Raw genomic sequence first — 19,798 nt, 5'->3', positions numbered from 1 at the left:
TACTTTTTAAAAGTAAGGTTTTTTACACATGAATTCTATTAAACCGATTTTAATAAAGCGTAAAAATTCGTATCATATGGGACATCATCTTGATACATATAATTTTTTAGAACGCCTTCTTTTTCAAAGCCTAATTTTAATAGTACTTTATTGGAAGCTTCATTTTCAAGAAATACAATTGCTCCAATCCGCTTTAAATGAATTGTATGGAAACCGTATGATATAACCTCAGAAACAGCTTCAGTCGCATATCCTTTTCCCCAGTGTTCAGGCAAAAAGGCATAACTTATATTGGCTCGTTTATGCTCAAAAGACCAATCGTGAAAACCGATGGTACCGATGAGTTCTTTCGTGTCTTTTAATTCGATTCCCCATTTTATACCGCTTCTTGCATTGTAACTCAACTTAAAGTTATGAATGATTTGTTTCACTTGATCAACATCTTGTAACGGTTTTTGGCCATAATAGCGCAGTACATTAGTATTAGAAAAGCATTGTAGTATACGCGGTGCATCTTCTTCGGTAAGTTCTCTTAAAATGAGTCGGTCTGTTTTCAATATAGGAAACATGCTTTCACTCCATTTCTTTTGAAACTAGAATGTGTTGTTATTATATAATCTAGTCTGAAAATAAAGATTATTCAAGAGGGGAGTATGGTTTTAATTTATGATAAAATTGATTGTGGAATATATTTCAAAAAGAGGTTTGTATATGGAGAAAAATTCAATTTTAATTGTAGATGATGATCAAGATATTGTTCAATTTATAAAAGTGAATCTCATGCAAGAAGGTTTTAAAGTTTTTAGTGCTCATAACGGAGAAGAGGCTTTAGAAATAATAAATAATGACAGTATTCAACTTGCTATTTTGGATATTATGATGCCACAAATGGATGGGATAGAATTGTGTAGAAGGATTAGAGAGAAACATAGTTTACCAATTATGTTTTTAAGCGCGAAATCATCGGATGTCGATAAGGTAATTGGATTTAGTACTGGGGCAGATGATTATATTGTGAAGCCGTTCAGTACAATTGAATTTATCGCAAGAGTGAAAGCTCAATTAAGAAGGTATACATATTTCAACCAAAATGCTGTCCAAGTAATGGAAAAGAAAATAAATATTAGAGGTTTAGAAATAGATGAAGTGTCGAGAACTGTAATGTTATATGGAGAAACAATGAATCTTACGAAAACTGAATATGATATTTTACACTTAATGGCAGCCGCAAGGAATCGTGTGTTTACAATTGAAGAAATATATGAGAGCGTTTGGAACGAAAGAGCCTATGAAAGTAATAATACAGTAATGGTTCATATTGCAAGATTGAGAAATAAAATTGAAGAGAATCCAAAAGAACCGAAGTTTATACAAAATGTTTGGGGAGTCGGATATAAAATTGAAGATTAGATCTTTACAGGGTATTAGGGCGAAATTTTTTTTAGCTTTCATATGTAGCATCTTGTTAGCGACTGTAAGTATAATAGTGCTTCAAATTTTAGTTGGAAATATATATAGTCATGTTAATGCGTTAGAGGAAAAATATTCATTTTTATACTTTATAGTTTTTTTGATTTTTACTACGACATACTTTGCATGTATGACAAAAACAATGATGAAAAGATTGTCTGAAATTAATAAGAACGTGAAGGAAATAAGTAATGGTAATTTTGAAGTACATATACCTATTTCAAAAAATGACGAGATTGGTGAATTAGCGACGAATGTAAATAGAATGGCCAAAAGTTTAAAAGAGTCTATCGAGAATGAAAAAAAATCACAGGAAATGAAAAATGAAATGATTAGTAATATTTCTCATGATTTACGAACGCCAGTAACATCTTTAATCGGTTATGCGGACCTGTTAGGAAATAAACTCCATTCGAATGGAGAAGAATGTGAACAGTATGTAAGTATATTAAAGCGAAAAAGTTATGAATTAAAACATCAAGTAGATGATTTATTAGAATACTGTCAAATAAATTATAGAGAGATTGAATTACATAAAGATGAAGTAGATATGAAAGCATTAATTGAACAAATCATGATTGGCTTTGTACCACAATTAGATGATGCTAATATGAGCTTTTATATTAAAAGTGATGAAGTGCTGTATGTAGAAGTTGATGTGGCACTTATAGTGAGACTATTTGAAAATATAATAGGTAATAGTATTATGTATGGAAAAGATGGAAAGGAAATTGCAATTGGAATTTCCAATAAAACAATGAATGTTGAAGTAGAAATTAAAAATTTTGGACAATGTATTCCGGAAGAGGACCTTCCTTACGTTTTTGAGAAATTTTATCGTAGTGAAAAATCACGTAGTTCTTATACTGGTGGGAAAGGAATGGGGCTTCCGATTTCAAAAAGTATAGCCGAGCTCCATCAAGGGGATATCACTGTACGTAGTAACGATAAAGAAACAGTTTTCACTGTGAAATTACCGCAGTATAAAAAAGTAAGAAAGTCGTAAGTATTTCTTTTATATGTCGTAATTTTTACTTTATATCATTGAGAAAAAGGATATGAGAGTAGGGATGCGACATGTGGAAGAAATTTTTATTAGTGATTATAGTTTCTTTTTTAATTATAAGTTGGATCTTAGTTTATGTAGCTAATGGTGTTACATCAGTTTTTGTTTGGTGGAGTATTCAGGCTTTTAGTTTTATTTCAGTTTTCCTCTTGGTAGGATCAGTAATAATATTTTTTTGGAAAGGCATATTTAGAAAGCGGATAGATAGAACGCTATTTTTAATCATTCTGTTTTCTATCATTGGAGCTTGGCCTATCGGTTGGTTTGCTAATATAGGTAGAATTGCTTACCCAGCAGATATACAATCTATGAGTCCTAAAGCAGTAGTTCGTGTTCCTTTGAATGAACGAGCATTAATAGGCTGGGGCGGTGATCAGTTAGAAACGAACTATCATGTTATAAAGCCAAATGAAAGGTGGGCATATGATATCCTCATTCCACCTGCTGAAGTGAAAAGTAATAAGTTAGAGGATTACGGAATATATGGAGCGAAAGTAATGGCACCAGCTTCTGGGACGGTTGTATCAATCAATAATAATGAAAAAGATTTAATTCCCGGATTGGATGATTTTCAGTCAATGGCAGGGAATTACATATATTTACGGATAGATGAAACAGAGACATTTTTGATTCTTGCCCACTTAAAGAAAGGGTCCATTAAAGTTAGAGAAGGACAACGTGTAAATGAAGGAGAATTTCTTGCTCAAGTCGGTAACTCAGGAAGTTCAAGTGAGCCACATTTACATATTCATCATCAAAGGCAAGATCCGTCCAAGGTAAGTATGTTTTTTGCGGAAGGATTGCCACTTTACTTTCGAACTGAAAATGGTGTGATGATGCCGGAAAGAGGGGCATACATAAGTGGTAACTAGAAGAAAATCATTTCATCCAAAAAGGGTATTCCAAATTAAAATTGGAATACCCTTTTTCATTACCCTACAAATGTTTGATACAGTAAGAAGATATTTAAAACGATAACGAGAGCAGCAATTATCCATGCGATAAATGTTGTTATGCGGTGGTTAACGAGTGCACCCATAATCTTTTTATTACTTGTAAACATAATAAGTGGCACTAATGCAAATGCAATACCGAATGATAAGACGACTTGGCTCATGACTAGAGCGTATGTTGGATTTACACCTAAAGCGATAATTACTAGTGGTGGAATCATTGTAATAAATCGGCGTAAATATAACGGAATATGCATGCGAATGAAACCTTGCATAATAATATCACCCGACATTGTACCGACAGAAGAGCTAGATAGTCCTGCTGATAAAAGTCCAATCCCAAATAATGCAGCCGATACAGGACCTACTAAATTGGTAAATTGAGTGTAAGCAACATCTAAATCTTCAACGTGCAAGCCATTTTTAAAAAATAGTGCAGCTGCTACAATTAACATACTTGCATTAATTGCTCCAGCAATAACCATTGCAATAATAATATCGATAAATTCGAAACGAAAAATCTTTTTCTTTTGTTCGTCAGTTGTTCCGACCACACGGCGTTGTGTTAATGCAGAATGCAAGTATATTGCATGCGGCATAACTGTCGCACCTAAAATCCCTGCTGCAAGTAATATACTGTCTACACCTTGGAATTTTGGAATAAATAGTCCTGAAAGAAGGGGACTTAATTCTGGTTTTGCATAAAAAACTTGAATCCCAAAAGCAATTACTACAATGAAAATCATTCCTGTAATAATAGCTTCTAGTGGACGAAATCCTCTACGTTGAAATTCAAGGATAATAAATGATCCGGCTGCTGTAATTAAAGCGGCAGGTAGCATGGGGATTCCAAATAGTAAGTAAAGCCCCAATGCAGCTCCAATAAATTCCGCTAAATCTGTAGCCATAATAACTAGTTCACCTTGTATCCATAAGCCGATAGACACAGGCTTTGGAAAGTTTTCACGAGCTATTTCGGGTAAATTGTTTCCTGTAGCAATTCCTAATTTAGCCGATAAAGTTTGGATTAATACAGCCATTAAGTTAGAAGCGAGTATAACCCATAATAGTAAATATCCATATTGTGAACCAGCTGCGATATTTGTAGCAAAGTTGCCAGGATCAATATAAGCAACGGACGCGATAAAAGCGGGTCCTAAAAATGGTAACAGTCTTTTCCAGCCTTTTGTTTCTCCACTTAAAGCTAAGTGAGCTGATTGTACGGTTGTACTTTCAGAAGGGAGATGTTCATCTTTTGTTATATCTTTATTCATAGTAGTTTTCCCCTTTAAAATGTTAACTTGATGAAATTATTGTATTTATTCTTACTCATTATTTCAATACATTTAAATATGTTATATGATAATTTCATTTGAACACGAAAGTTTCCTTAATGCAAATTATATGCCTTTATGCAATGGATGGTGTGATAACGTAAAATAAATTGGGAGTTTATGGTGTGATGACGTGGGGAAACATAATAAATTAAAGGGTTAATTTTGAAATTTATGTGAACATAAAGCCGATAATACAGCATATTAATTGATGGAATTGCATTTGTATGATATATAATATATTGGGATTACAACATAACCATAGTGTTTTGATGTGTAATCTTGTTTTTTATTTTTGTTAACTGATAGAAAATAGTATAAAGAAAAGAAAATGGGATTCATTTTCTTATTATATATGTTTTGATATGAACGTTAACTTATACATGATTTTAAAAATTAGATAGGTGGTAGAAATACATTGGCAACTACAAAACCATACAGAGTATTACTATATTACATGTACACAACAATTGAAAACCCAGAAGAATTCGCGGCAGAGCATTTAGAATTTTGTAATTCACTTGAATTAAAAGGAAGAATTCTTGTAGCGAAAGAAGGTATTAACGGAACTTGTTCTGGAACTGTAGAACAAACAGAGAAATACATGGAAGCAATGAACAATGATCCACGTTTTGACGGTATCGTATTTAAAATAGATGAAGCTGATGGTCATGCATTCAAGAAAATGCACGTGCGTCCTCGTCCAGAGTTAGTTACACTTCGTCTAGAAGATGACATTAACCCACACGAAATAACTGGCAAGTATTTAGAACCAAAAGATTTTTATGAAGCAATGAAACAAGAAGATACAGTTATCATTGATGCACGAAATGATTATGAGTTTGATTTAGGTCACTTCAAAGGTGCGATTAAACCTGATATCGAATCATTCCGTGAATTACCAGATTGGATTCGTGAAAATAAAGAAGTACTTGAAGGTAAAAAGATTTTAACTTATTGTACAGGTGGAATTCGTTGTGAGAAGTTTTCTGGTTGGTTAGTTCGTGAAGGCTATGAAGATGTAAGTCAGCTTCACGGCGGAATTGTAACGTACGGAAAAGACCCAGAGGTACAAGGTGAGCTTTGGGATGGACAATGTTACGTGTTCGATGAGCGTATTGCTGTACCAGTAAACCAAAAAGAACATGTTATCGTTGGTAAAGACCACTTTACAGGTGAACCTTGTGAGCGCTATGTAAACTGTTCAAATCCAGAATGTAATAAGAAAATTTTATGTTCTGAAGAAAACGAAGCGAAATATTTACGTGCATGTTCTCATGAATGTCGTGTAAGTCCACGTAACCGCTACGTAATACAACATGAATTAACGGAAGAGCAAGTAGCTGCTGCATTAGAGCAAATCGAAGCAGGGAAGTAAACTGAATTCGTATAATAAAAGGGGTACTTCAAGTTTAATTTTGGAGCACCCTTTTTTTATTATCCGGTCCTGTTATTTGTCGGTTTTTGTCGGTAAGTCGATATATTAAAAAAATCGCTGATATATTTCGAGTTGCGCCGATATAATCGGAAAATCGCTGGTAAAAATTTCACTTACTGCAGCGGGCCAAGAATTTGAAAATAATCTTCTTTAATTTTTATCTTCTTTCTCTTTAACGGCAGAAAGTACAGTTTGTTTTACCCAAGCTTTTCTTCGTTTATGTTGTAGACCCCATTGGTATAAACTTTGGGCTCCTAAAATAAGTGAAATGACAATGCCGCTAATCGCAATTAATAGAGCGAAAAATTCAAGAGGGGACGATATTTTGTTTGAATCGGTGTTTCTTAAAAGGTCAATCATAGTAAACCCTAACATTTGGCCCACTACAGAGTAGAGCGTTAAAATTAATAATAAAAGGCTATCTTTTTTAGAGGCGACATTTTCTTGATATTTAAACAAACTATCAAGATTTTGTTTCGCGTTCGAGTATAGAACCTCAATATTAAAAAGTTTTCTTAAGCGGAAGAAAATATCTTCACTTTGTGATTGGGATACTAATTCTAAAGAAAAATAATTAGCAGTGAACGAATTGATCGAATAAATTAATTTCTCTATTTCATTAGTATCTTGTTCAATGTTTAGCTCAGCATAGGCGTTTGCCATTTTTAATAAAACAATTTTATGGAATAGGTTTAATAGTAAAGCGTAATAAAATTCTCCGTACATTTGACTAGCAAGTTTAGAGATTTCGCGTTCGCCTTCATTTGTTACACATGTAAAAATATGTTCTTCCATAATGAAATAACGATTTGGAGCCCATCTCTGGTAAGCGTGTTTTTTTAAATAGTCATGAATGTAAGGAAGGTTATTTGCACTCACATAGGGCTTACCATCACTTGTTAATCCGGAAAGACTAGAAGTACGATAAACATCTACTTCATTAAGTTCCATACCTTCTTTTAGTGACAATAAAGTTTGAACGTACATTCTTTGGTCTTCAAAGAAAGGGAAGGTTTGAAAGTATGAACTTCTTAATCTCTTCTTTTCAAAGAAATCAGTTACACCATGAAATAAATAACCAAAAATGAATTTTTCAACTTGGGAATACTTCTTTCCGTTACATTCAATACAAATAGTCTCATTTGTATCATTTTTAGTTTCAAGTACACGGAAGCGAGCAGCGAATTCGATTGCTTCAGATAAAGTCATGTTTGGAGCAGTGTTTACTTCTGTTCGAATTGTTAAGAAGCCAAGTTCATAAGGACAAAGTGTTACATCAATAGAGTGTATCTTGAATGGAATTGAAATAAGGTTTGTTGTTAAATGTCCAGTTAAGTTAAGGTCCTTTGAATAACGTTGCAAGCCCTTTTGATGCTCTGAGTGAGGAAAGAGAATTTTATTGGTAAATGAAAGATAGTATGCTTCCATATTTTGATGTGAAACTTTAAACTCCCCATAATATGTATTTTCATCATCGAGATGATCGAGCCGAAAAGGACGAAAATCGTTTTTTTGTAAGAAAGGGAACATATTTTGTTCATATCCAGTTTTAAAAGAAAACGGGAATATAAATTGAAATATAGCTGTTGCTACATCTTTTTCCTCAATTGCTTGTATTGCCTCCATCTACATTGTTTCCTTTCCGTATATGCTATAGAAACAACATGCCCAAATTTATTTGAAAATAACCACTGTTTTATACCCGATTGAGAGTGAAAATTCAGCTTATTTAGCAGAGGACATGTATAATGTTATGTATACTAAAAGTTATAAAATTTTATTTTGAAAAGGGGGATGCTGTATGCGGATTTTAGTATTAGGCGCTGGTGGAGTCGGAGGATTTTTTGGTGGCAGATTAGTCGAAAAGGGAGAAGATGTTACATTTCTTGTTCGTAGTAAACGGAAAAAACAATTAGAGGAAAGAGGACTTGTAATCCGAAGTGTTAACGGGGATTTTTCCTTTCAACCGAAATTAATAACGAAAGAAGAGAGAACTTCTCCATTTGATGTCATTTTATTTTCAACAAAAGCGTATCACTTAAACGAGGCAATTCAAGATTTGAAGCCGTTTGTTGGCGAAAATACTGTAATCATTCCATTGTTAAATGGTATCGCTCATTTATCGCTATTACAAAAAGAATTCGGCGAAGAAAAAGTAATTGGCGGTTTATGCTTTATCGAGACGACGTTAAACGATCAAGGAGAAATTGTACAAACTAGCGCTGCCAACAGACTTGTGTTTGGAGAAATTAAGTCTCAAAATTCAGAGAGAGTAAAGCATATTTCTAAAGCATTTTCAGGTACGAAATCTAGTTTTGTTTTAAGTGAAAATATTACGCAAGATATGTGGCATAAATATTTATTTATTACTGTAATGTCAGGTGTGACAACGTTAATGCGTGCACCAATTGGACCAATCCGTGAAAGTGAAGGCGGCCGTGATTTTATCCGTAATGTGTTTGAGGAATCTGTACAAATCATGAGAGTATTAGGAGCTCCAGTAAAGGAAAATATTGCCCAGGAACATATGAAAACGATTGATAAAATTTCGTATGATATGAAGTCATCAATGCAACGTGATATGGAAAAGGGTTCGTTTATTGAAGGGAAGCACTTGCAAGGATATTTACTGGATGTAGCAGAGAAATTTTCTATAGCGGCACCATTATTAGAATCTATATATCAAAATTTAAAGGTGTATGAAGAGATGACCTTTAACAAATCTGTAATAGAATTAGATGTATGAAAAAATAAAAAAGATAGCAATATATAAGTGTATTGCTATCTTTTTTATTTTTTTGTATGACAAATTATTTATTTCTTTTCGTTCTATCTGTCAAATTTATTTCCTGTTCACGTTTACCATATAACTGATTAATTTCATTTGCTACTGCATCTAAATATGAATCGGAAAAAATAGGCTTCTTTTCTTTAGACATATGGGTCTCCTTTGCGGATTTTTTAGTATTCATTATGTATATTTCTCAGTGGATTATGCGCAATCATTTTAATTTTTTTCTTATTAAAAATTTTTGTTTACTTTTTGAAAATAAAGGAGTATTATAATCCACAGTTTCAATTTTCTAAATCGCTGAAACCGCATGGTACGGGGGACCCGTTTTTACGGATTAGTACATAATCCGATGGGGTGAATCCTTGAAAAAGGTAGGGCTACTCATAGGCCCGAATCCGACAGCTAACCTCGTAAGCGTTATATTGAGAAGGAAGGTGGAGCTTGTGCGACAAAAAAAATAATGTCTACAAGTCTATTTCGCTATGGCTTGTAGACATTTTTTGTTTTCTGAAGAAATAGTTTACTGGCTGTAACAAGCAGAAAAGTTCGTACAAAATTATTGGAGAGTGGACAGCATTGGTTTCATCTATTAAAAGATTTTTAATTGGAAGACCGTTAAAATCAACAGAGCTTGGAGAACAAAAGCTTAATAAAACGAAAGCTTTAGCTATTTTATCTTCTGACGCATTGTCATCAGTTGCTTACGGTCCAGAACAAATTTTAATTGCTTTAGCAGGTGTGGGAGCGATCGCTTATTGGTATTCCATTCCGATCGCTGTTGGGGTATTAGTATTATTGACAGCCCTTATTTTATCTTATCGTCAAATTATTTTTGCTTATCCGCATGGCGGGGGAGCGTATGTTGTATCAAAAGAAAATTTAGGGATGAATCCAGGCTTAATTGCTGGAGGATCTTTATTAGTCGACTATATTTTAACTGTTGCGGTAAGTGTATCTGCAGGTACAGATGCGCTAACATCTGCTTTTCCTAGTTTACATGCACATAATGTAATCATTGCGATTATATTTGTTATATTTATTACGATCTTAAATTTAAGAGGAGTAACGGAATCAGCTTCTGTTTTAGCATATCCTGTTTATTTATTTGTTTTAGCCCTATTTATATTAATTGGTGTAGGCATATATAATATTTTGACTGGTCACGTTTCACCAACTTTACACACGCCGATCGGAACGCCGGTTGCGGGTATTAGTTTGTTTTTACTGTTAAGAGCATTTGCATCAGGTAGTTCTGCTTTAACAGGTGTTGAAGCAATTTCAAATGCAATTCCGAACTTTAAAGATCCTGCGCCAAACAATGCTGCAAAAACATTGCTTGCAATGGGTGCATTACTTGCTGTGTTATTTTCAGGAATTGTATTTTTAGCTTATTATTACGGAGTGACTCCGAGTAAAGAAGTAACAGTTGTTTCTCAAATTGCTGAACAAACATTTGGACGTAATTTCATGTACTATTTCATACAAGGTACAACAGCTTTAATATTAATTCTCGCTGCTAATACAGGTTATTCTGCATTTCCTTTATTAGCGGTTAACCTTGCAAAAGATAAATTCATACCGAGAATGTTTACGATTAGAGGAGACCGTCTAGGTTACTCAAACGGTATTATTATACTTGGAGTTGCTTCGATTATTTTAATTGTAGCTTTCCAAGGACAAACAGAACATTTAATTCCGTTATATGCAGTAGGTGTATTTATTCCATTTACACTTTCTCAAACAGGGATGGTATTAAAATGGCTTCGCGAAAAGCCTGAAGGATGGGCTTTAAGATTAACGGTTAATTTAATTGGTGCAGTTATTAGTTTTATCGTAATGAGCATGTTCTTTTTAACTAAATTTGCACAAGTTTGGTCGATTCTTATTTTCTTACCAGTTATTATCTTCTTATTCCATCGAATTAAGAAGCATTATGATGCAGTGGGTGATCAATTAAGTTTAAAAACTTGCGAACCTCTTATTCCAATTGAGGGGAATGTAATTGTCGTTCCTGTAGCAGGTATGACCCATGTAGTAGAAAATTCATTGAACTATGCGAAATCTCTTTCGGCAGATCAAGTTATCGCAGTATATGTTGCTTTTGACAGAGAAGAGGAAAAGAAATTTGAAGAGAAATGGAAGAAGTGGCAACCTGAAGTAAGGCTTGTTACATTACATTCCCATTATAGAAGTATTATTCAGCCGCTAACGAAGTTTATCGATACAGTGCAATATAAGGCGAGTGAATCGAATTACCGTGTTACGGTCGTTATACCACAGTTTATTCCGAAAAAAGGTTGGCATAACATTCTTCATAATCAATCCAGTTTACTCATACGTGCGTATTTACTTTATAAAAGAAATGTTGTTATTACGACAGTTCCATATCATTTGAAAAAATAAGAAGATTTTTAAGGATAGCTTTGTGAAAATGAAGCTATCCTTTTTGTGTATATGCTATGCATAATTGCATATGGGCTTAAAAATTATACTAATATAATTTAATTAGTTATTTGAAAGTAGTGTTTTCTGTTGTGATATGTAGATATTTCAATCGATAAAGCGAATCGGATTATATTTTGAAATAAGGACATGAAAGCTTGAAAATAAAGGGAATGAAAATACTTCTTTACGATATATAAACAGCTGTGTTTAAATGACCTTACAGTACAAAACTTATATGAAAACAAAACGGAATTTCATATTTACTTACGTTATTAAGTTTAAAATGAATAATATTTTTATGTAATATATTCACTGTATCGATGTGGAAAATGAGGGTCGATAGAAAATTTATGCAATGTTATTCATACTAAGCACATATGAAAAGGTTTATAACAATAAGTAAGTACTGTGGCAATAACAGTTGGGAGAGATGGTTCGTACGTCAATCACGGTGAGTACGTCCTCTATTTTAACTATCTTAAATTATATGCAAGAAAATAGAATAATAAAATGCGATAGTAATAGTTGCTAATACATAGGAGGAGTTAAAGTGAAAAAAACTTTAATTACAGGGTTATTGGTTACAGCAGTATCTACGAGTTGCTTCATTCCTGTAAGCGCTTACGCTAAGGAGGGGCAAACGGAAGTGAAAACAGTATATGCGCAAAATGTAATTGCTCCAAATACATTATCCAATTCAATTAGAATGTTAGGATCACAATCACCGCTTATTCAAGCATACGGATTAATTATTTTGCAACAGCCAGACATTAAGGTAAATGCGATGAGTAGCTTAACGAATCATCAAAAGTTTGCAAAGGCGAATGTACGAGAGTGGATTGATGAATATAATCCGAAGCTAATTGACTTAAATCAAGAGATGATGAGATACAGCACTAGATTCAATAGCTATTATAGTAAGCTCTATGAACTAGCAGGAAACGTAAATGAAGATCAGCAAGCAAAATCAGATTTTATGAGTGCATATGGAAAATTACAATTGCAAGTACAGAGCATCCAAGAGAGTATGGAGCAAGATTTATTAGAGTTAAATCGATTTAAAACAGTATTAGATAAAGATAGTAACAACTTATCAATTAAAGCCGATGAAGCAATAAAAACACTGCAAGGATCAAGCGGAGATATTGTGAAATTAAGAGAAGATATTAAAAGGATTCAAGGGGAAATTCAAGCTGAACTAACTACTATTTTGAATAGACCTCAAGAAATCATTAAAGGTTCTATTAATATCGGTAAACAAGTATTTACAATCACAAATCAAACTGCACAAACGAAAACAATCGATTTTGTTTCTATCGGTACTTTAAGTAATGAAATTGTAAATGCCGCAGATAGTCAAACGAGGGAAGCAGCTCTTCGCATTCAACAAAAGCAAAAAGAGTTATTGCCACTTATTCAAAAGTTATCACAAACTGAAGCAGAAGCGACTCAAATTACATTTGTTGAAGATCAAGTAAATAGCTTTACAGAATTAATTGATCGTCAAATTACAACTTTAGAAACGTTATTAACGGATTGGAAAGTTTTAAATAATAATATGATCCAAATTCAAACAAATGTTGAAGAAGGCACGTATACAGACAGTAGTTTACTTCAAAAACATTTCAATCAAATTAAAAAAGTAAGTGATGAAATGAATAAGCAAACAAATCAATTTGAAGATTACGTTACAAACGTTGAAGTACATTAAACAGAAAAATAATTAGCGATATAGGGAGAGAAGAAAAATGACAAAAAAACCTTATAAAGTAATGGCTCTATCAGCACTGATGGCAGTATTTGCAGCAGGAAATATTATGCCGGCTCATACGTATGCAGCTGAAAGTACAGTGAAACAAGCTCCAGTTCATGCGGTAGCAAAAGCTTATAATGACTATGAAGAATATTCATTAGGACCAGAAGGCTTGAAAGATGCAATGGAAAGAACAGGTTCAAATGCTTTAGTAATGGATCTGTATGCTTTAACAATTATTAAACAAGGTAATGTTAACTTTGGAAATGTATCGACTGTTGATGCAGCTTTAAAAGGAAAAGTGATTCAGCACCAAGATACAGCTAGAGGAAATGCGAAGCAATGGTTAGATGTATTAAAGCCACAGCTTATTTCAACGAATCAAAACATCATTAACTACAATACGAAATTCCAAAACTATTATGATACTTTAGTTGCTGCGGTAGATGCAAAAGATAAAGCGACTCTTACGAAAGGCCTAACTAGATTATCAAGTAGTATTAATGAAAATAAAGCACAAGTGGATCAGTTAGTAGAAGACTTAAAGAAATTCCGAAATAAAATGACGTCGGATACGCAAAATTTCAAGGGTGATGCAAATCAAATTACATCTATATTAGCTAGTCAAGATGCAGGGATTCCCCTTCTGCAAAATCAAATTACAACGTACAATGAAGCAATTAGTAAATATAATGCAATTATTATCGGTTCATCTGTTGCGACAGCTCTAGGACCAATTGCAATTATTGGTGGTGCAGTAGTTATTGCTACGGGCGCAGGAACACCGCTAGGAGTCGCATTAATTGCAGGTGGTGCAGCAGCTGTAGGCGGTGGTACAGCTGGTATCGTATTAGCGAAGAAAGAACTTGACAATGCACAAGCTGAAATTCAAAAAATAACTGGACAAATTACAACTGCTCAATTAGAAGTAGCTGGGTTAACGAACATTAAAACACAAACTGAGTATTTAACAAATACGATTGATACTGCAATTACAGCGTTGCAAAACATTTCAAACCAATGGTATACAATGGGATCAAAATACAATTCTTTACTTCAAAATGTGGATTCAATTAGTCCAAACGATCTTGTTTTCATTAAAGAAGATTTAAACATTGCGAAAGATAGCTGGAAAAACATTAAAGACTATGCAGAAAAGATTTATGCTGAAGATATTAAAGTAGTAGATACGAAAAAAGCATAATCGAATACGAATCGTTAGGGCGTTAAGTGTTGATGAATGATTTGAAGCTCCTGTTCAGTTGTGAGCAGGAGCTTTTGATATCCTTATAAAGAGAATAGGTGAAAAATATGCAGAAACGATTTTATAAAAAATGTCTTTTAGCGGTAATGATTGCTGGGGTGGCAACGAGTAACGCATTTCCTTTACATCCTTTTGCAGCAGAACAAAATGTAACGGTGCTACAAGAAAATGTGAAAAACTATTCTCTTGGACCAGCAGGATTCCAAGATGTAATGGCACAAACGACATCAAGCATATTTGCAATGGATTCATATGCAAAATTAATTCAAAATCAACAAGAGACGGATTTAAGTAAAATAAGTTCGATTAATAGTGAATTTAAAGGGAATATGATTCAGCATCAAAGAGATGCAAAAATTAATGCAGCATATTGGTTAAATAATATGAAGCCTCAAATTATGAAAACAGATCAAAATATTATAAATTACAATAATACTTTTCAATCGTATTATAATGACATGTTAATAGCGATTGATCAAAAGGATAGCGGGAAATTAAAAGCGGATTTAGAAAAGTTGTATGCGGATATTGTAAAGAATCAAAATGAGGTAGATGGATTATTAGGAAATTTGAAAGCTTTTCGCGATAGAATGGCGAAAGATACAAATAGTTTCAAAGAGGATACAAATCAGTTAACATCGATATTGGCAAGTACGAATGCTGGTATTCCAGCTCTAGAGCAACAAATAAATACATATAACGATTCGATTAAAAAGAGTAATGATATGGTCATTGCTGGTGGCGTACTTTGCGTAGCTCTAATAACATGTCTTGCTGGCGGGCCGATGATTGCGGTTGCGAAAAAAGATATCGCAAATGCAGAAAGAGAAATCGCCAATTTAAAAGATAGAATTTCAGGAGCACAAGCAGAAGTCGTAATTTTGACTGATGTAAAAAATAAAACAACAAACATGACAGAAACAATTGATGCAGCAATTACAGCACTACAAAACATATCAAATCAATGGTATACAGTAGGTGCAAAATATAATAATTTACTACAAAACGTAAAAGGAATTAGTCCGGAAGAGTTTACGTTTATAAAAGAAGATTTACATACAGCGAAAGATAGCTGGAAAGATGTAAAGGATTATACAGAAAAATTACATGAAGGTGTGGCAAAGTAAACAGTGGACTAGTTCTGCTGTTTATTTTTTTATCCTGTTTTTTGTGAGAGTTGAGCTTGCAATTATATATAAGTTTGTCATGTGTTTTATCCATGTGTGTATAAAAATCTTTTCGTTATCGCTCCCTTTGATAGAATCTATTTTTATATGGTTTTTTACCGAATTTTTTAAAAATTAAATTTTATGGCTTGATAATTCATTTAAAATGATTTAATCTTATTTCAAATGATATGTTTATCTATCAAAAATGCTTTTGTAAAGATAAAGGAGTGATTGAGAATGTTAAACGCCCCATTGATGGTAAGTCTTTAGGTACAGCAGCATTGAAAAGATTGGGAAGAAATGAGTGAGCTTTCACAATAAAGAACTCTATAACTTTATGTAGTGTTTGATACCCTTCGATTAGATTTTTTGAAAAACAAATCAATATTAATTGAATCAAAGTTTAGAAAGTATGGTATGAAAGCAGGTTAGTGAGGGGAATTCAAAACCAATTTAATAAAAGCGAGGTAAATAATATGACTTTTGAAGAAAAATTACAAGCATATGCAGAACTTACGGTGAAAATCGGTGTCAATATTCAACCAGGGCAATACTTATTAGTCAATACATCAGTGGATGCATTGGATTTCGCCCGTATAGTTGTGAAAGAGGCTTATAAGGCTGGGGCAGGGCGTGTTCATGTTAATTTTTCGGATGAAGAAATGGAACGTGCTTACTTTGATTATGCCTCAGATGAAGAATTTAATCGCTTCCCAGAGTGGATAGTCAAAATGAATGATGAGCTGATCGAACGTAAAGGAGCACTATTAATGATAGATGCTACAGATCCTGATAAATTTACAGGTATTTCATCTGATCGTCTAGCTACCTATCAAAAGGTAGCAGGAGCTGCTCTGAGAAACAATCGCAACGCCGTAATGAAGGATTCAATAGCTTGGTCGATGGTAGCAGTTCCTTCACCAAAGTGGGCATCGAAGGTGTTCCCAGGTTTAGCAACTGAGGATCAAGTACCAGCATTATGGGAGGCTATTTTTAAAGCTGTTCGTATTGGTGACGGCAGTGCTATTGAAAAATGGCGTGAACATGTAACAAATTTAGAATCTCGTGCGGTCCTACTGAACGATAAAAAATATATGAAGCTTCACTATACAGCGCCAGGTACTGATTTAACAATTGCATTAGCACCACAGCATAAATGGGTTACTGGAGGTGGTAAAACTCCTGATGATACTATCTTTATGGCTAATATGCCGACAGAAGAGGTTTATACGTTACCGATGAAACAAGGTGTAAATGGCTATGTAAGCAATACAAAACCATTAGTTTATCAAGGGAATATTATCGATGGCTTTAAACTGACATTTGAAGAAGGAAAAATTGTTAAAGCTGAAGCACAGGTAGGACATGATTTATTACAAGAGCTTATTAATGTGGATGAGGGCTCTTGCTATTTAGGTGAAGTAGCACTTGTACCACATGAATCACCAATTTCAGCATCGGGAATTTTATATTTTAATACATTGTTTGATGAAAATGCATCGAACCATTTAGCGATTGGTAAAGCTTATCCAACTTGCTTAGAGGGTGGAAGAGATCTAGAAAACGATCAGCTTGAAACGTTAGGGGCAAATATTTCAGTAACACATGAGGACTTTATGATTGGCAGCAGTGAGATGGACATCGACGGTATTCTACCAGATGGAACTGTAGAACCAATTTTCCGTAAAGGTAGCTGGGCATTTTAAGTTTTTAATTTGAATAAAGGAGTAGAGTGGATGAAACGATTAGCATAATCGGTGCAACTATATAGGTGTTTCACCTGCTTTTGCTTAGGCTGAAAACAACCTCTTTAATTAGAAGTAAAATGCATGCAAAGGAGATAGGCCAATGAATTTCTGGGAAGTTGTTTTGATAGTAGTGAATTTTAGTCTATTGAGTTGGATACTGTTAATAGGCAGAGAAACGAAAAAGTGGTCTAAATTAGCTACTTTGATTGCCGTTGTAATGGTTACAGTTCAGTTATTGGCAGAAGGTTTTAGGTGGCAGATGATTCCGGCATATGTATCCCCAGTTATCTTAATTTTATGCTATTTATTAACTGGGCAGAAAAAGGGCTTTAGAAGTTCGGGTATATTCATAGTTAAGACTTCGTTACTATGTATCTATTTGTTTGTAGCAGTTGCGCTACCCTTACTTATGCCAGTATTTTCATTTGAAGAACCAACTGGTCCACATAGGATCGGTACGAAGCTATATCATTGGGTTGATCATCAGAGAAATGAACCATATTCGAAAAATCCAAATAATCGGCGCGAACTGATGGTGCAAATTTGGTATCCTGCAGCTGAAAAAAGCAAGGGGGATCCAGAACCTTATATTCGTAACATAAATGAGCTTTCCAAGGGATTGGAAAAAACATTGTCTATTCCTGCATTTGCATTCAGCCACATGGAATTGGTAAAGTCTCATTCGTTTATGGATTTACAACTCTCAGACTCAGAGAATCACTATCCCATATTACTCTTCTCTCATGGTTTTAATGGTTTTCGTAATCAAAACACGTTTCAAGTTGAGGAGTTGGCTAGTCAAGGATATATTGTTCTAAGTATCGATCATACCTTTGATGCTGCAGCTACCGTCTTTCCAGGTGGTCGAACTGCTTACGTACAGCCCATCAATTTAACTGATGAAGGAGATAGCCACATAAAATTATGGGAGGAAGATGTCAGCTTTGTCCTTAATCAGATAGAGAAACTTAACGAAAACGATGAGACCGGTTTCTTTACAGGAAGACTGGATACCTCGCGAATTGGAATGTTTGGCCACTCTTACGGTGGAGCTACCGCAGCACAAATACTTGCAAAAGATTCTCGTGTCAAAGCAGCTATCAATATGGATGGTACATTGTATGGTGAAATCTTGCCTGAAAGTGGCATTGGAAAACCATTTCTGCTCATGAATGCAGAAGAGCCTGATGAAGCAGATCCCTTTGAAGTGAGGGAGCGATACGGACGCGGGTTAGCTGGCGGTGGTATGTCAATGGTCATTCCTCATACGGATCATACAAGTTTTACCGATTTACATTTGTTCTCACCTCTGTTGCAGAGCCCAGGTGAAAATCCAAAGGAAGTTCATCGTATTATTAACGAATTCAGCCTGGCATTTTTTGACCAGTATGTAAAACAGAAGGATGACGGCTCAACCCTTAAAAGGCTGATAACCCAATACCCGGAAGTGAATTTTAAAATAAACCGATAACTTTATGCAGAAAGTAACTCGTACCATTTCCTTTGGCTCTTGTATTTATTACATTAAAGAATTTAATTTCTTCATCGTTATCTAAATAATGAAATGCTAAAAATGAAACATTCAAAGTACTATCAGTTTCAGGAATATAATTCTTTTTGAAAAGTTACATTCAGCAGCTGGACACTTTATTTGAGATTGTTTATTATAATATCAAATGATATATTTATCTATCAAAAATGACGACATTATACAGAAAAAGGGAGAGATTGACGATGAAGAAAGACTTGTCAGCGTTGAAGGAAGCGAGATTTAATGCAATTCTTGATTCAGCTACTATATTGCTTGTTGAAAATCCTACTGCTTCGATGAATGAAATTGCGGAATATGCGGGAATTGGAATTGCTACACTCCATCGCTACGTCGAAAGCAGGGAGAAATTGATGCTGTTCTTGGGCCATCGGGCTATACAACTGGTAAGTGATACTGTAAACCAGATTCCACTGGATGAGGAAAGAAGCGAAAACTATATCCCGGAACTCATTGAAGCGTTAATCCCTTTAGGTGACAAAATCTATTTTCTAGGTCATGATGCATCTGTATTTAACAACAAAGAATTAGGTGAAGCAGAAGAGAAGCTGAGGGAACCCTTAAGACGCGTTATTGAATTGCTACAACAAAGAGGTTACTTTCAGCAAACAGTTAGCAGTGAATGGATTTTGAATACGCTTTATGCTCTGCTTTTCCATACCTGGGAACAGGTACATGAAGGAAATGTGGCTAAAAAATCTGCTGCAGAGCTTGTTTTAAATACATTTTATTATGGTTTCAAAGCTAAGGATGAATTGAGAGGGAAGTGAACTGATTCAAATCCATGATAATTAATATTAATAATATAGAAAGTG

16 protein-coding genes and 1 riboswitch are annotated in these 19,798 nt (G+C 34.2%); of the genes, 12 read left to right on the top strand and 4 right to left on the bottom strand.

Annotated elements, in window-relative coordinates; all coding sequences use genetic code 11:
- Positions 1–38: 38 nt before the first annotated feature.
- Positions 39–569: a GNAT family N-acetyltransferase gene (locus tag MKY38_RS12940; protein WP_065223451.1), complete on the bottom strand. Its 531-nt coding sequence runs from the start codon at positions 567–569 to the stop codon at positions 39–41.
- A 142-nt stretch (positions 570–711) separates the two neighbouring features.
- Between MKY38_RS12940 and MKY38_RS12935 the strand changes: the two genes are divergently transcribed.
- The 3 genes from MKY38_RS12935 (at position 712) to MKY38_RS12925 (ending at position 3,408) form a co-directional block, all read left to right on the top strand.
- Positions 712–1,410 carry a response regulator transcription factor gene (locus MKY38_RS12935; RefSeq protein ID WP_065223452.1) on the top strand — a complete coding sequence of 233 codons (699 nt, stop codon included), beginning with the start codon at positions 712–714 and terminating at the stop codon, positions 1,408–1,410.
- Positions 1,376–2,476 carry a HAMP domain-containing sensor histidine kinase gene (locus tag MKY38_RS12930; protein WP_114555907.1) on the top strand — a complete coding sequence of 367 codons (1,101 nt, stop codon included), beginning with the start codon at positions 1,376–1,378 and terminating at the stop codon, positions 2,474–2,476. The genes MKY38_RS12935 and MKY38_RS12930 overlap by 35 nt, the downstream gene beginning before the upstream one ends.
- A 71-nt stretch (positions 2,477–2,547) precedes the next feature.
- Positions 2,548–3,408: a M23 family metallopeptidase gene (locus MKY38_RS12925; RefSeq protein WP_114555908.1), complete on the top strand. Its 861-nt coding sequence runs from the start codon at positions 2,548–2,550 to the stop codon at positions 3,406–3,408.
- A gap of 59 nt (positions 3,409–3,467) precedes the next feature.
- Here MKY38_RS12925 and MKY38_RS12920 read toward each other — a convergent pair whose 3' ends face one another.
- Positions 3,468–4,763, bottom strand: coding sequence for an Nramp family divalent metal transporter (locus tag MKY38_RS12920; protein WP_001030679.1), 1,296 nt, complete (start codon positions 4,761–4,763; stop codon positions 3,468–3,470).
- Between the two features lie 478 nt (positions 4,764–5,241).
- Between MKY38_RS12920 and trhO the strand changes: the two genes are divergently transcribed.
- Positions 5,242–6,201: an oxygen-dependent tRNA uridine(34) hydroxylase TrhO gene (gene trhO, locus MKY38_RS12915; RefSeq protein WP_000246231.1), complete on the top strand. Its 960-nt coding sequence runs from the start codon at positions 5,242–5,244 to the stop codon at positions 6,199–6,201.
- 210 nt (positions 6,202–6,411) lie between these two features.
- Here trhO and MKY38_RS12910 read toward each other — a convergent pair whose 3' ends face one another.
- On the bottom strand, positions 6,412–7,887 hold the full coding sequence (locus tag MKY38_RS12910; protein WP_065223455.1) for a hypothetical protein: 1,476 nt from the start codon (positions 7,885–7,887) through the stop codon (positions 6,412–6,414).
- 175 nt (positions 7,888–8,062) lie between these two features.
- Here MKY38_RS12910 and panE point away from each other — a divergent pair, with 175 nt between their 5' ends.
- Positions 8,063–9,007 carry a 2-dehydropantoate 2-reductase gene (panE, locus tag MKY38_RS12905; RefSeq protein WP_341049127.1) on the top strand — a complete coding sequence of 315 codons (945 nt, stop codon included), beginning with the start codon at positions 8,063–8,065 and terminating at the stop codon, positions 9,005–9,007.
- A gap of 64 nt (positions 9,008–9,071) precedes the next feature.
- On the opposite strand, the gene MKY38_RS12900 is transcribed toward panE, so the two are convergent.
- Positions 9,072–9,200 (bottom strand): hypothetical protein, encoded by a 129-nt coding sequence (locus MKY38_RS12900; RefSeq protein WP_000031873.1) that lies wholly within the window; start codon positions 9,198–9,200, stop codon positions 9,072–9,074.
- Between the two features lie 140 nt (positions 9,201–9,340).
- A riboswitch (cyclic di-AMP (ydaO/yuaA leader) is annotated at positions 9,341–9,487 on the top strand.
- Positions 9,488–9,631: 144 nt separating this feature from the next.
- Between MKY38_RS12900 and MKY38_RS12895 the strand changes: the two genes are divergently transcribed.
- From MKY38_RS12895 to MKY38_RS12865, 7 genes are all read left to right on the top strand, one after another.
- Positions 9,632–11,458, top strand: a complete 1,827-nt coding sequence (locus MKY38_RS12895; RefSeq protein ID WP_016122295.1) for an APC family permease — start codon at positions 9,632–9,634, stop codon at positions 11,456–11,458.
- Positions 11,459–12,050: 592 nt separating this feature from the next.
- Positions 12,051–13,211 (top strand): non-hemolytic enterotoxin NHE subunit A, encoded by a 1,161-nt coding sequence (gene nheA, locus MKY38_RS12890; protein WP_025710132.1) that lies wholly within the window; start codon positions 12,051–12,053, stop codon positions 13,209–13,211.
- Positions 13,212–13,248: 37 nt separating this feature from the next.
- Positions 13,249–14,457 (top strand): non-hemolytic enterotoxin NHE subunit B, encoded by a 1,209-nt coding sequence (nheB, locus tag MKY38_RS12885; protein WP_000162975.1) that lies wholly within the window; start codon positions 13,249–13,251, stop codon positions 14,455–14,457.
- Between the two features lie 107 nt (positions 14,458–14,564).
- Positions 14,565–15,644 carry a non-hemolytic enterotoxin NHE subunit C gene (gene nheC / locus MKY38_RS12880; RefSeq protein WP_001171992.1) on the top strand — a complete coding sequence of 360 codons (1,080 nt, stop codon included), beginning with the start codon at positions 14,565–14,567 and terminating at the stop codon, positions 15,642–15,644.
- 518 nt (positions 15,645–16,162) lie between these two features.
- Positions 16,163–17,392, top strand: coding sequence for an aminopeptidase (locus MKY38_RS12875; protein ID WP_000141971.1), 1,230 nt, complete (start codon positions 16,163–16,165; stop codon positions 17,390–17,392).
- A 142-nt stretch (positions 17,393–17,534) separates the two neighbouring features.
- Positions 17,535–18,905, top strand: coding sequence for an alpha/beta hydrolase family protein (locus tag MKY38_RS12870; RefSeq protein WP_098014321.1), 1,371 nt, complete (start codon positions 17,535–17,537; stop codon positions 18,903–18,905).
- Between the two features lie 263 nt (positions 18,906–19,168).
- The gene (locus MKY38_RS12865) at positions 19,169–19,753 is read left to right on the top strand and encodes a TetR/AcrR family transcriptional regulator (RefSeq protein ID WP_000710981.1); all 585 of its coding nucleotides are present in this window, start codon (positions 19,169–19,171) and stop codon (positions 19,751–19,753) included.
- Positions 19,754–19,798: the final 45 nt, after the last annotated feature.

Origin of the sequence: Bacillus sp. FSL R5-0585 (assembly GCF_038004545.1) — a bacterium.
In the GTDB taxonomy this organism is placed as follows: domain Bacteria; phylum Bacillota; class Bacilli; order Bacillales; family Bacillaceae_G; genus Bacillus_A; species Bacillus_A cereus.
This window is presented reverse-complemented; position numbering and strand designations above follow the sequence as displayed.

What these genes read in the sequence shown, in the direction of transcription:
- panE (WP_341049127.1), top strand. Translation starts at nt 8,063, where the DNA reads ATGCGGATTTTAGTATTAGGCGCTGGTGGAGTCGGAGGATTTTTTGGT.
- MKY38_RS12940 (WP_065223451.1), bottom strand. Translation starts at nt 569, where the DNA reads ATGTTTCCTATATTGAAAACAGACCGACTCATTTTAAGAGAACTTACC.
- MKY38_RS12910 (WP_065223455.1), bottom strand. Translation starts at nt 7,887, where the DNA reads ATGGAGGCAATACAAGCAATTGAGGAAAAAGATGTAGCAACAGCTATA.
- MKY38_RS12870 (WP_098014321.1), top strand. Translation starts at nt 17,535, where the DNA reads ATGAATTTCTGGGAAGTTGTTTTGATAGTAGTGAATTTTAGTCTATTG.
- nheC (WP_001171992.1), top strand. Translation starts at nt 14,565, where the DNA reads ATGCAGAAACGATTTTATAAAAAATGTCTTTTAGCGGTAATGATTGCT.
- MKY38_RS12920 (WP_001030679.1), bottom strand. Translation starts at nt 4,763, where the DNA reads ATGAATAAAGATATAACAAAAGATGAACATCTCCCTTCTGAAAGTACA.
- MKY38_RS12875 (WP_000141971.1), top strand. Translation starts at nt 16,163, where the DNA reads ATGACTTTTGAAGAAAAATTACAAGCATATGCAGAACTTACGGTGAAA.
- nheB (WP_000162975.1), top strand. Translation starts at nt 13,249, where the DNA reads ATGACAAAAAAACCTTATAAAGTAATGGCTCTATCAGCACTGATGGCA.
- MKY38_RS12925 (WP_114555908.1), top strand. Translation starts at nt 2,548, where the DNA reads ATGTGGAAGAAATTTTTATTAGTGATTATAGTTTCTTTTTTAATTATA.
- MKY38_RS12930 (WP_114555907.1), top strand. Translation starts at nt 1,376, where the DNA reads ATGTTTGGGGAGTCGGATATAAAATTGAAGATTAGATCTTTACAGGGT.
- MKY38_RS12900 (WP_000031873.1), bottom strand. Translation starts at nt 9,200, where the DNA reads ATGTCTAAAGAAAAGAAGCCTATTTTTTCCGATTCATATTTAGATGCA.
- MKY38_RS12865 (WP_000710981.1), top strand. Translation starts at nt 19,169, where the DNA reads ATGAAGAAAGACTTGTCAGCGTTGAAGGAAGCGAGATTTAATGCAATT.
- MKY38_RS12935 (WP_065223452.1), top strand. Translation starts at nt 712, where the DNA reads ATGGAGAAAAATTCAATTTTAATTGTAGATGATGATCAAGATATTGTT.